Source organism: Streptomyces sp. NPDC007095, assembly GCF_040634475.1.
In the GTDB taxonomy this organism is placed as follows: domain Bacteria; phylum Actinomycetota; class Actinomycetes; order Streptomycetales; family Streptomycetaceae; genus Streptomyces.
This window is the reverse complement of record NZ_JBEYFS010000295.1, coordinates 1-12,097: the sequence shown is the minus strand read 5'-3', so window position 1 is coordinate 12,097 and position 12,097 is coordinate 1. Positions and strand designations below refer to the sequence as shown.

Genomic DNA, 12,097 nt, shown 5'->3' with positions numbered 1-12,097 from the left:
GCCTGCGGGATCAGGCGTTTCCGCACCCGAACGCGCGTACACACGACCACCCGCGCGGGTACCCCTGCCCGCTCGGGACTGTTACTCACTTTCGGAGCGGACCGGTTCGGTCGCGGTGCGGAAGTGGGCGAGGGCGGTGTCCGGCTCTCCGGCGGCCAGGGCCAGCAGTCCGCGGGCCCGGGCGGTCGGCCCGATCAGCACGGTGGGCCAGCCCGCGAGGGCGATCTGCTCGCCGTCGTGGGCGGCGAGCCGCTCACGCAGTACCGGCAGGACCTGGCGCAGCTCGGCCTCGAATCCGCCCCGGGCGTCGAGCGCGGCGCACACCTCGGCGAGCAGCACCAGCGTGGGCACCGCCCATCCGGACGGCGGGAACCGGCTGAAGTCCTCGGTGTCGTGGGCGAATCCCACGAGACGGTCCGCCCCTTCGGCGTACTGACCCGTCTCGCACAGCGCGAGCGCGAGCCCGGCCCGCCAGACGGGGAAGTAGCCGTGCCGTTCGACGGTGTCGGCCAGACCGGAGGCGAACAGGTCAGCCATCCGTCCCTGTTCGCGCAGCAGCCAGTAGGCCTGGCCGAGACGGGTCTGGTGCAGGTTGTCCGCGGGGACGGCCAGATCGGCGGGTAATCGCTCGACGAACGCCAGCGCGTCGCCGAAGATCCAGCCCGCGGCCTTGTCGAACCGGCCGTGCCACAGGTCGAGCAGGGCGTCCAGGGTGTGCTGCTGCCAAGTGGTCAGCACACCGCGGGTGTCCGCGGCGTGCTTGCGGTACTGGTTGGCCGTGGCCAGCGCGCTGTACACCTTGCCGGCCCGTAACTGGTCGAGGGCGACGGCCATGAGCGCCTCGCCGCGGAAGTAGGCCGAGCCGTGCCGGGCCGCGGCGTCCCGCAGGCGTTCGGAGAGCGTCAGGGACTCCGCGGTGGACATGAAGTCGTACAGTCCCCACCGGCATTCGGTGAGCACCTCGCAGGCCACCTCGTCGTCCTTGCCGTCCAAGGACAGCCTGCGCAGCGTGCTGCGCGCCAGCCGTGCGCCCTGCTCCGGGCCCGCCTGGCCGGCGGCGGTGTCCTGGCTGACCGCCATGGACAGCTTCTTCGCCAGGTGCGCGTTGAGCCTGAGGCGCAGTCCGGCGGCCTCGACGCTCCCGTCGTCGCCCAGCGCGGCCAGGCTCTCCCTGATCAGCTGGAGCAGTTCGTGGTCGACCTGCCCGGGGTCCGACCAGCGGCGGGCCATCCTGATGACGGCCTCCGCCCGGGCCGGGGGATCTCCCTCGGCGCTCGCGTGCGCCGCCCGGTAGAGCCGGTCCGCCTCGCGCATGTCCCCGGCGGTGTGGCTGAGGTCGCCGCGCCGCAGCAGCCGGTCGAACTCGTCCCGTTGCCGAGCGGCGGCCGAACCACCCCTGCCCGCACCGGACTTCACCAGTTTGGCCGCCCGCTCCCCCGGGCCCGGGCCGATCGTCTTCGAGATCCGCTCGGTGGACGGATGGGGAACCAGGGCGAGCAGCGAGCCCTTCGCTTCCAGCCGCTCGTCGCACAGCTGCGCGAGCTCGTGCGTGACACGTCGCTGGCCCGTCTCGATCCTGCTCAGAAAGCTGCGGCTGCAGTGCACCTCTTCGGCCAGCTCGCTCAGTGACTTGCCGGCCGCCGTCCGACGTCGGCGCAACTCTGCGCCGAACGCGTTCTCTTCGATCGCGATCCTCCCAACGGCCCGCTCCCCGCCCTGTGTTGCCAGAAAGCGTTGGCAACAGCCGACCGCTCCACGTTGCCGCGGAAACCCACCACTCTGTCTGTGAGCGAGCCTACAGCGAGCAAGGGTGCGAGCACCGGCAGACAGGAGCACTGGTCATGGGATCGGACGAAGCCAAGGTGGTGGCGGCCGTCGACTTCGGCACGCACGGCACCGGCTTCGCCTGGACGGTGCGAACGCCGCTCAACGACGATCCGCTGACCAGGCGGGTGCAGTTCTTCACCCGGTTCCCGGGCCGGCAGCTGGACAGTCCGAAGAACCTGACCGCGATCCTGGTGACGGACGGCGGGGACACGGTCGCCTGGGGCCACGAGGCGCGTGCTCGGTGGGTCGAGGCCCTGACGAAGGGGGAGTCCGAAGGGCTCGGCTACGCCTACGCCTTCAAGACGGCGCTGAAGAGCGGCGGTTCGATGGCGGACCTGCCGATCACCGGCGGCTTCGTCGACCGCACCGACCGCGGTCTGATACGGGACCTGGTCACCGCCTACCTCAGGGAGATCCGCGAACTTGCGACCGCGGAGATCAAGAGGATGACGTACACGGAACGAGAGGTCCGCTGGTGCATCACCGTCCCCGCGATCTGGGACGACGAGGACAAGGCGGTGCTGCGGGGACTGGCCGTGGACGCGGGGTTCCCCGGCGATCCGGAGCGGCTGCTGCTGGCCATCGAGCCGGAGGCGGCGGCCCTGTACTGCCATCTGCGGATGCCCGACGCCGCCTCGGATCCGCACCGGCGGGCCCGGCTTCCCCTGCACCTCGACGGTTTCCGGTCCGTGGTGGTCGACTGCGGCGGCGGCACGGTCGACATCACGGCGTACGAGTCGCACGGCGACGCCGGTCCGTCCATCGCGCTGCGCGAGATCGGCCTCGCCACCGGTGGGTGGCTGGGTTCGGAATACGTCAACCAGGCCTTCCTGGACAAGACGCTCGGTGACCGCTTCGGTCCGGCGGCCTTGAAGCGGATCGAACGGGACCACCCCGGCGAGCTGCTCGAGCTGTCCGGACAGTGGGAGCGGGCCAAGGCGACGGTGGAACTGGACCGGGAAGCGGATGCGGTCGTCCATGTGCTGGACCCGGTGCGGATCGAGGTTCCGGTCACCGTGTGGGACCTCCTGGACGAGCCGGTGCGTGCGCGGCTGACACGCGACGCCGCGGGCCTGCCGCGGCAGATCGTGCTGCCTCCCGAGGAGGTGAAGGGGCTGCTCGACGAGAGGGTGGACGGCATCCTGGACAAGGTCGCGGAGCAGCTCGCGGCCATCGGCCGGACCAGCGGCTCGGGCGCGGAGCCGGAGACCCTGGTCCTGGTCGGCGGATTCGCCCGCTCCCCGTGGCTGTGCGAGCGGATGCGGGCCCGCTTCGGCGAGCGGCACCGCATCCTCGTCCCGCCGGACCCGGCCCTCGCGGTCCTGGAGGGCGCCGTCCACTTCGCCTACCGGCCGGAGGTGTTCGTCTCCCGGCAGGCCAAATACACCTACGGCTTCGAGACGGCCAAGCCCTTCGAGGAGGGGGTCGACTCCACGATGCGCATGTACCGCGACGACGAGGGCGACCTCCTGTGCGTCGGCCGTTTCGGTGTCGCGGTCCGGCGCATGGACAGCGTGCGGGTGAACGACGCCCACCCCTTCCGGATCGTGCCGGTCCGCGAGGACCAGGACGAGCTCGACGTACGCCTGTACCGCTCCGCGAAGGCCGATCCCCGGTACGTCGACGAGGACGGGTGCGAGGAGATCGGCCGGCTGACCGTCGACCTGTCCGGCACCCTCGGCAGACCGCTGCGCGAGCGTCCGATCATGCTGCTGTTCTACTTCGGCGCCGCCGAACTGCGGGTCGAGGTGTTCGACCCCGCCACCGGGGAGACCCGACAGGTCTCCGTCGACTTCGACCGCGTATAGCCATGGCCTACCGCCCCGAAGGAGGAGACGTGCTGTTCAACCGCGACAAGGGCAAACGGCCGCAGGAAGTGAGCGTCAGGCTGGACGGCTTGGACACCCTGGAGTCGCGGATCCGGAAGCTGGAGGCCGCCGCGGACGACCAGCGGGCCGCGCTGGCCGCGCTCGACCCGCTGGGTGACCGGCTGATCGAGTTGAGGATGCGCCAAGAACGCGCGGAGGAACGGGTCCGGACGCTGGAGACGGCCGTCGCGGACACCCGCCGCGTGCTCGACGAACAGAGCGAGGTACTGGACCTGGTGCGGGTCACCCAGGTGGCGGAACGGGCCGATCTCACCCGTGAGGACTTTCTCGTCCACTACGAACTCGCCCAGCGGCTGCGGGCGTTGTACACACAGCGGATGCCCGACCTGATCCAGCCGCGGCTGACGGCGGAGCGGCCACGTGACGCCGTACGGCGCCAGGCGCAGTTGATCAGCCGGCTGTGTGTGGTGCTGTTCGGCCCCGACGAGCAGGGTGGGCTCGGCGAACCCGACCTCGCCGAACTGGCCCGCATCGCCACCGACGCCGGGGTGGTGGGGCTCGACGCGCGCCACCAGAGGCTGTTGGAGCGGGTCGGCACGGAGGCCGCCCATCTGTTCCGGGCCATGACCGTCAGTGGTCATGCCAGCCACTTCGACTTCGCGGTGGAACCCGGCACCCCGGCGGATCCGGAGGAACACGCCCTCTGGCCCTCGTGCGAGGCCGGGCGACCCGTCGCCTTCGTGGTGTGTCCGGGATACCGGGCGGCGGACCGCCGGCTGCTGGAGACCTTCGTCTACACCGAGGCCGAGGGCTGACTTCGGGAGTCCGGTTCGATGTGCTGTCCGGCCCTCGGGGCGGGGTCGGACAGAAGGATTTCGGTCCGGGGCGCGCGGGGGGGCGCTCCGGCCCGGAAGGCCACAGGGCCCGCGGGGGAACCGGGTTGGGGGACCCGGGGGAAGGGGAGCGGAGTCGCCGCATCGGCTCCGCTCCCCTTCCGAAGCGCGCGTCCCGGCCGCCGATAATCGCTGGCCGGGAGCGCATCCGGTCGTTCACACTCGCGCGGTGACAAGAACTGTGAGTGCGTGGGTGACCTCGGGTGACGAGTTCCTCGGGAGCGCGGGGCCGTTCGCCGTGGATGTCCCCTGGTGGTCCGAAGTGGGGCCGGTCGTCGGGTGGTTGGAGGGACTGCTCGGGGTGCCCGTGCTGGTACTGCGGCTGCTGGACGTGGAGGGGGGTGCCCGCGGGCGGGACGGCCATGTGACATATCACGTCGAGGCGTTGGAGCGTCCGGCGAACGGTCTGCTGGATCAACGACCCGTCGACACGGTGGTGTTGGACTGTGCGGAGGCGCTCAGGTCGCCGTGGGCCCGGGCGGAGGGGCTGCGTGAGCTGCTCGACTGGGCGGCCGGGGAGCTGGCTTCGGCGGGGCGGCCGGTGAGCGGTCCGGTCGTGCAGCGGCGTACCTGGAATCTGTCCGGGCTCTTTCGTCTGCCCACCGCGCGCGGTCCGGTCTGGCTCAAGGCGACACCGCACTTCGCGGCGGACGAGTCCGCCGTGATCGCCGCGTTCGCGGGGGTCGATCCGGGGCTCGTTCCCCCGCTCCTCGGCGTGGGTGAGCGGCGCGTCCTGATGGAGCACATTCCCGGTGAGGACTGCTGGGGGGCCACGCCGGAGACGGTCGGTGCGGCGTTGGAGCGGTTCGTCGGCGCGCAGGCCGCGGTCGCCTCCGGGGGTGCGGGCGGGAGCGGCGTGGTGGCGGGGGTGCGGGACTGGCGTGCGTCGGTTCTTGAGGTGGCGGTTCGTGATCTGCTTGACGGGCCCCTCGCTGAGGAGTTGACCGAGCGGGAGGTGCGGGGAGCTCGGGAGTTGGCCGGGCGGTGGGAGCTTCTGTCGGAGTGCGGGCTGCCCGACACGCTGGTGCACGGTGACTTCCACCCCGGGAACTGGCGAAGCGACGGTGGGGCTCCTGTCGTGGTGGACTTCGCCGATGCCTATTGGGGCAATCCCGTGCTCGACGGGCTGCGCGTCCAGGGATTCCTTCCCGAGTCGGGCCGCGCGGCGGCCGCCCGGGACTGGGTGGAGGCCTGGAAATCGCGGGTGCCCGGCAGTGACCCGGCTCGGGCGCTCGATCTCGCCGGGCCATTGGCCCATCTCACGTACGCCGTCCGCTATCAGGAGTTCCTGGACGGCATCGAACCCTCTGAGCGGCCTTACCACCGGGGGGATCCGGTGGACGAGGTCCGGGCGGCGTTGCGCTGCGCGGAAGTCGGGGGGTGACTGGCGCCGGCGCGGCCGTGGGTGCGTCGGAGCCGTGGCCGTACGTCGAGCCCGTCGCCGCCGGATCAGGCGCTGCCCTGTAGGGAGCCGTTTCCAGATCCGGACGTAAGCGACGGGCTTGCGACGTACCGCCACGGCCCCTTCCGTGCGTCGGCGGGTGCCGGCAGTGGGCTGTTCAGGCTCCGGCGGGTTCCGGGTCCGGGGTCGAGGTGGTCAGGTACTCCTCCTTGATCTCCTTCGGGCCGAAGGGCCACACCTTTTCCAGGTTCGCCCAGACGACGAAGGCGACGCAGCCCAGGGCCACCCAGGCCAGGGACCATTCGATGGGGTGGCGGCCCGGGGAGTTCTTGTCGGCGTAGCCGTAGATCGTGAGCCAGCCGACGAGGGCGAGGAGGCTGGGGATCGGGTACAGCCACATCTTGTAGGGGCGGTGGAGGGTGGGCTGGCGCTTGCGCAGGACGGAGAGGGCGGCGATCTGGGCCAGGGCCTGGACGATCACCATGACGGTGGTGAGGAGTTGGATCAGGGTGGCCAGGTCGGTGTGGCGGCCGATGAGGAAGCCGATCGCCGTGATGACGCCCATGGTCGCCAGGCCCAGCATCGGGAAGCGGTGCTTGGGGTGCAGCTTGGCGTACGGGCGGAAGAAGACGCGGTCGCGGGCGGCGTCGTAGGGGACGCGCGAGCCGCCGAGGAGTCCGGTGAAGACCGAGGCGAACGCGGTGATGAGGATGAGGACCGTGACCGTGTCGGCGGCTCCCTTGCCCCAGGTCTTTTCGAGGACGGCCGAGGCTACGGAGGTGGAGGCGATGTCCGTCGGATCGGTCATGCGGTTCCAGTCGATGACACCGAGCGTGCCGATCTGGAGGAGGAGGTAGATCGCCATGATGCCGAGGATGGAGAAGACGATGGAGCGGGGCAGGGTGCGGCCCGGATCCTTGATCTCGGCGCCCATGTACGCGGTGGTGTTGTAGCCGAGGTAGTCGTAGATGCCGATGGTCAGGCCCGCGGCGAAGCCGATCCAGAAGTGGCTGCTGGTCAGTTCGAAGGCGTGCGCCGGGTAGGTGAAGGCCAGATGGGGGCTGAAGTCGGTGGCCGCGGCGATGATCACCAGGAGGACCGAGGTGATCATGACCGCCCACATGACCGCCGTGATGCGGGCGATGTGTTCGATTCCGCGCCACAGAAGCAGCACCACGAGGGCGACGACGGCCAGGCCGATGAGGTCGCCCGTCGTCTTTCCCATTCCGGGGGCCAGGTAGCCGAGGTACTGGACGAAGCCGACCACGCCGGTGGACATGATCAGAGGGATGAAGAGCATGGCCGTCCAGACGAACAGGAACGGCATGAGGCGTCCGGTGCGGTACTGGAAGGCCTGGCGGAGATACACGTAACTGCCGCCGGAGCCAGGCATGGACGCGCCCAGTTCGGCCCAGATCAGGCCGTCCGCGAGGGCCAGGATCGCGCCCGCGACGAAGCCGATGATCGCCTGCGGGCCGCCGAACGCGGCGACCATCAACGGGATCGTGACGAACGGGCCGATGCCGCACATCTGGCTCATGTTGATGGCGGTGGCCTGGAACAGGCCGACGCGGCGGACGAAACCGCCGGTGGGTGGCGGGCTACCGGACATGGGGTCTCCTGATATCGGGACGCGGGGAGGTGGGCTCCCCTTTGGCTCGCCCGGCGAGGCTGACTGGGCGATAAAGTTAAGGAGACTTACTAGATGCGTCAAGAGGGTGTCAGGCATGCGTGAGAATGGAGCGATGCCCGCCAGCGACGCCATAGCGCAGCCCGAACAGCCCTGGAACCGGCAGCGGCTGCGCAGCACCAATGAGCGGCTGCTGCTCGACCGGCTGCGCACGGGCGGCGCCGCCTCGCGGGCTCAGCTCGCGCGGGAGACGGGGCTGTCGAAGCCGACGGTCTCCAGCGCGCTCGCGGCGCTGGAGGAGGCGGGGCTGGTGCGTGAGGCGGGCACGCACGCACCCGAGCGCGGCCGGGTGGCGGTGCTCTACGCCCCGGATCCCGCGGCCGGGTACGCGCTCGGCATCGACATCGGGCGCAGCTGGCTGAGGGTGGCGGTCGCCGATCTGGACGGCGGTGTGGTCGCCCGCGCCGACGTGCGCAATCGGGCGCGCAGTTCGGGCGCCATGGCCGACCTCGTTGTTTCCACCGCCCGCCAGGTCGTCGCCAACTCAGGCGTGGGAGCGCACGAGGTGGCGCACGCGGTGGTGGGCACGCCGGGCGTGTACGACGAGGAACGGCGCCGGGTGCGGTACGCGATGCATCTGCCCGGGTGGGGCCGCGCGGGCCTGTTCGACCGGATGCGCGAGGAGTTGGGCATCCCGCTGGAGGTGCACAACGACGCGAACCTCGCGGCGCTCGGCGAGTACACGTACGGCGTCGGCGCGGGCAGCCGGCTGTTCACGTACATCCTGATCGGCACCGGTCTCGGCATGGGGGTGGTGAGCGAGGGGCGGCTGTTCACGGGGGCCCGCGGCGGGGCCGGGGAGATCGGGTTCCTGCCGTGGCCGGGTCGGCAGAAGCCGGAGACGCTGGAGGACGCGGTGTCGGGGGAGGCCGTCGTCGAGGCCGCGCGGCAGTTCGGTATGACCGGCCAGCTCACGGCCAAGGCCGTGTTCGACGCGGCGCGCGAAGGAGACCCCGCCGCGGTGCGGGCGGTACGGCTGGAGGGTGAGCGGATCGCCTATACGGTGGCCGCGGCCGCCGCGGTGCTCGATCCCGATCTGGTCGTGCTCGGCGGCGGCGTGGGCCACAGCGTCGACCTGCTGCTGCGGCCCGTGCGCGAGACCCTGCGTACGCTCACACCCCTGCGTCCGAAGATCGTGCCGAGTCGGCTGGGCGAGGACGCGGTTCTGCTGGGCGCGGTGGCGACGGCCCTCGGGACCGCGCGGGACGTGGTGTTCGAGCGACGCTCGGCGTCCTGAGCGGGGCACTCGCCTTGGGTGATTGACACCGATTGCTCGGCCGCCTAGCTTGTGCGCCAGTTAGTAAAGTTTCCTAACTTGCGGGCCTGGCTCGCGCCTTCTTGCCCCTGCCTCGCTCATGCCTCGCAGTGCCGACATGCAGTCTCGTAGCGCGGATGCTCCCCACCCCCAAGGAGACCACCGTGTTCCATCGCCCTGCCCCAAGACGGCGTTCCGCCACGGCCGCCGTCGCCCTGGGCCTCCTGTGCACCCTCTCGACCAGCGCCTGGGGCGAGTCCCGGAGCGCCGGGCCCGGCACGGCCGCACGCTCGCCGGTCACCCCGGTGCCCGCCATCGCGGGCAGCACCACCGCGCTGTCCGGGTACGCGATCCAGTCGACGGCCAAGGTCACGGACGCGGCGTCCGACGTCTCGAGCCCGGGCTATCCGGCGCGCGGCTGGTACCCCGCGGGTTCCCGCTCCACCGTCCTCGCGGCGCTGCTCGCGGACGGGAAGTACGCCGACCCGTTCTACTCGACCAACCAGCGGAAGATCCCGAAGGCCGACTTCCAGGTCCCCTGGTGGTACCGCTCGGACTTCACGGTCACCGACACCACCGAGCGCAGCTACCTGGACTTCAGCGGGGTGATCTCGGCGGCGGACGTCTACGTCAACGGCAAACAGGTCGCCACCGCCGCCGATGTCGCGGGCGCCTACACACGGCACGAACTCGACATCACCTCGCTGGTGCGATCGGGCACGAACACGGTCGCCTTCCGCATCCGGCCCAACGAGCCCACCAAGAACCTGACCATGGGCTGGTTGGACTGGCTCCAGCCTCCGCCCGACCAGAACATGGGCATCGTGCGTGACGTTCTCGTCCGCCGGGGCGGTCCGGTCGCACTGCGCGACGCGCACGTCGTCACCGAGCTCGCCGTCCCCTCGCTCGCCTCCGCGGACCTGACGGTCAAGGCACAGGCCCGCAACGAGACGAGCGCTGCCGTCACGGCGACGGTGTCCGGCAGTATCGGCTCGGACGCCTCCTTCAGCAAGACCGTTTCCCTCGCCGCACACGAGACGAAGACCGTCATCTTCTCCCCCACCGACACCCCCGGCCTGCATCTGAGCGCACCGAAGGTGTGGTGGCCCGCGGGCATGGGCGGACAGCCGCTGTACGGCCTCGACCTGACGGCTTCCGTCGGCGGCACCGCCTCGGACACCGCGCACGAGAACTTCGGCATCCGCGAGGTGAAGGCGCCCCTCAACTCCGACGGCGCCCGGCAGTACAGCGTCAATGGCCGCAGACTGCTCATCAAGGGCGGCGGCTGGTCCCCGGACGAGTTCCTGCGCTGGGACCGGACGTATACCGAGGACCGGCTGAAGTACGCGCTCGACCTCGGCCTCAACACCATCCGCCTCGAAGGCCACATCGAGCCGGACGAGTTCTTCGACCTCGCCGACCGGTACGGCATCCTCACGCTGCCCGGCTGGGAGTGCTGCGACAAGTGGGAGGGGAACGTCAACGGCAGCGAGGCCGGCGAGAAATGGACCGCGGCCGACTATCCCGTCGCCAAGGCGTCGATGGCCGCCGAGGCCGCCCGGCTGCGCGACCACCCGAGCGTCATCTCCTTCCTCATCGGCAGCGACTTCGCACCGGACGCGACGATCGAGAAGAACTACCTCGACGCGCTGGACGCCGCCGACTGGCCGAACCCCGTCGTCGCCGCCGCCTCCGACAAGTCCTCGCCGATCAGCGGCAGTTCGGGCATGAAGATGACCGGGCCCTACGACTGGATCCCGCCGAACTATTGGTACGCCAAGCGCGAGGGCGGCGCCACCGGCTTCAACTCCGAGACCAGCGCGGGCCCCGACATCCCCACCCTCGACACCCTGCGCCGCATGATGTCCCCCGCCGAGCTGGACACCCTGTGGAAGAGCCCGGCCACCAAGCAGTACCACCGCTCACCGTCATCGACCTTCGGCACGCTCAAGCTGTACGACGACGCGCTCGCGGGACGGTACGGAGCGCCGAGCGGCCTGACCGACTACGTACGCAAGGCACAGCTCGCCCAGTACGAGAACGTACGCGCGCAGTACGAGGCGTACGGACGCAACGCCACCGACTCCGCCAAGCCCGCGACCGGGGTCGTCTACTGGATGTTCAACAGCGGATGGACCTCGCTGCACTGGCAGTTGATGGACCGCTATCTCGACCAGGGCGGTGCCTACTTCGGGGCCAGGAAGGCGAACGAGCCGCTGCACATCCAGTACTCCTACGACACCCGTTCGATCGTCGTCGTGAACAACCGGCACGCCTCCGCGTCGGGACTCACGGCCCGGGTCACGCTCTTCAACACCGACGGCACGCAGAAGTACGACAGGGCGGCGACCGGGGTGGACGTGGCCGGGGACGGCGCCCACAGCACTCCCCTCACCGTGCCGTCCTCCGTGAGCGGCCTGTCGACGACCTACCTGGCACGCCTCGTCCTCACCGACGCCGAGGGCCAGGAGGTCAGCCGCAACGTCTACTGGCTGTCCACCAGGTCCGACACCCTCGACTGGGCCAAGACCGACTGGTACTACACGCCGACGACGAGCTACGCGGACCTCAAGGGGCTCAGCTCCATGGCACAGGTGCCGGTTTCGGCGACGGCTTCGACCTCGGCCGGCGTGGACGGCGCTTCTACGACGACGGTCACGCTGCGGAACACCGGAACGGGGCGGACGCCGTCGCTGCTGACCGACGTGCACCTCGTGGACTCGGCCGGGAAGCCCGTCCTGCCCGTTCAGTGGTCCGACAACCAGGTCAGCCTGTGGCCCGGCGAGTCGGCGACGCTCACCGCCACCTACCGGACGGCCGATCTGCACGGTTCGGCGCCCCGAGTACGGGTCTCGGGATGGAACACGCCAGAGACGACCGTCCCGGCGGCCGGCACCCGATCCACCCGATCCGCCCGACACGGAGGGTGACAGTTACTCAGAACATCAGGTTCGAGATCCATCCGAACGTGAGCGCGCACCCCGGCGACACCTGCTCCACGCTGGTGCGGGTACCGGACGCGGCACCGGTGACGAACCGCTGGAGCGGCTGCATCGACGCCACCACGACCGGCTGCTGGTACCTCACGGGCGGCGAGACCGCCTGCAACGGCGCTGCCTTCCGTCGAAGTAGGCCCGGGAGATGCGCCGATCCCTGCGGATATCCGTTACGTAGGGGTACAGGCCGCCGTTGATCATCATG

The 12,097-nt window shown here is 70.5% G+C and carries 8 protein-coding genes; 5 read left to right on the top strand and 3 right to left on the bottom strand.

Features of this window, described 5'->3' with window-relative positions; genetic code table 11:
* Nucleotides 1–81 precede the first annotated feature (81 nt).
* Nucleotides 82–1,836 (bottom strand): helix-turn-helix transcriptional regulator, encoded by a 1,755-nt coding sequence (locus ABZ656_RS51680; protein WP_360278840.1) that lies wholly within the window; start codon nucleotides 1,834–1,836, stop codon nucleotides 82–84.
* 5 nt (nucleotides 1,837–1,841) lie between these two features.
* Here ABZ656_RS51680 and ABZ656_RS51675 point away from each other — a divergent pair, with 5 nt between their 5' ends.
* The 3 genes from ABZ656_RS51675 to ABZ656_RS51665 all read left to right on the top strand — a co-directional run bounded on the left by ABZ656_RS51675 (nucleotide 1,842) and on the right by ABZ656_RS51665 (nucleotide 5,933).
* Nucleotides 1,842–3,635, top strand: coding sequence for a hypothetical protein (locus tag ABZ656_RS51675; protein ID WP_360278837.1), 1,794 nt, complete (start codon nucleotides 1,842–1,844; stop codon nucleotides 3,633–3,635).
* Between the two features lie 29 nt (nucleotides 3,636–3,664).
* Entirely contained in the window at nucleotides 3,665–4,471 is an 807-nt protein-coding gene (locus ABZ656_RS51670) for a hypothetical protein (protein WP_360278834.1), read from the top strand.
* A gap of 247 nt (nucleotides 4,472–4,718) precedes the next feature.
* Nucleotides 4,719–5,933 carry an aminoglycoside phosphotransferase family protein gene (locus ABZ656_RS51665; protein ID WP_360278831.1) on the top strand — a complete coding sequence of 405 codons (1,215 nt, stop codon included), beginning with the start codon at nucleotides 4,719–4,721 and terminating at the stop codon, nucleotides 5,931–5,933.
* Between the two features lie 175 nt (nucleotides 5,934–6,108).
* Here the strand turns inward: ABZ656_RS51665 and ABZ656_RS51660 are convergent, their stop codons facing one another.
* A complete protein-coding gene (locus ABZ656_RS51660) occupies nucleotides 6,109–7,563 on the bottom strand; it encodes an APC family permease (RefSeq protein WP_101407204.1) in 1,455 nt (484 codons plus the stop codon).
* Between the two features lie 133 nt (nucleotides 7,564–7,696).
* On the opposite strand from ABZ656_RS51660, the gene ABZ656_RS51655 reads away from it, so the two are divergent.
* Together ABZ656_RS51655 and ABZ656_RS51650 are read left to right on the top strand one after the other, a co-directional pair.
* Entirely contained in the window at nucleotides 7,697–8,878 is a 1,182-nt protein-coding gene (locus tag ABZ656_RS51655; protein ID WP_360278843.1) for an ROK family transcriptional regulator, read from the top strand.
* Nucleotides 8,879–9,060: 182 nt separating this feature from the next.
* Nucleotides 9,061–11,826, top strand: coding sequence for an exo-beta-D-glucosaminidase (locus ABZ656_RS51650; protein WP_360278828.1), 2,766 nt, complete (start codon nucleotides 9,061–9,063; stop codon nucleotides 11,824–11,826).
* Between the two features lie 7 nt (nucleotides 11,827–11,833).
* Here ABZ656_RS51650 and ABZ656_RS51645 read toward each other — a convergent pair whose 3' ends face one another.
* Nucleotides 11,834–11,983 carry a hypothetical protein gene (locus ABZ656_RS51645; protein WP_360278825.1) on the bottom strand — a complete coding sequence of 50 codons (150 nt, stop codon included), beginning with the start codon at nucleotides 11,981–11,983 and terminating at the stop codon, nucleotides 11,834–11,836.
* Nucleotides 11,984–12,097 lie beyond the last annotated feature (114 nt).

What these genes read in the sequence shown, in the direction of transcription:
- ABZ656_RS51675 (WP_360278837.1), top strand. Translation starts at nt 1,842, where the DNA reads ATGGGATCGGACGAAGCCAAGGTGGTGGCGGCCGTCGACTTCGGCACG.
- ABZ656_RS51660 (WP_101407204.1), bottom strand. Translation starts at nt 7,563, where the DNA reads ATGTCCGGTAGCCCGCCACCCACCGGCGGTTTCGTCCGCCGCGTCGGC.
- ABZ656_RS51655 (WP_360278843.1), top strand. Translation starts at nt 7,697, where the DNA reads ATGCCCGCCAGCGACGCCATAGCGCAGCCCGAACAGCCCTGGAACCGG.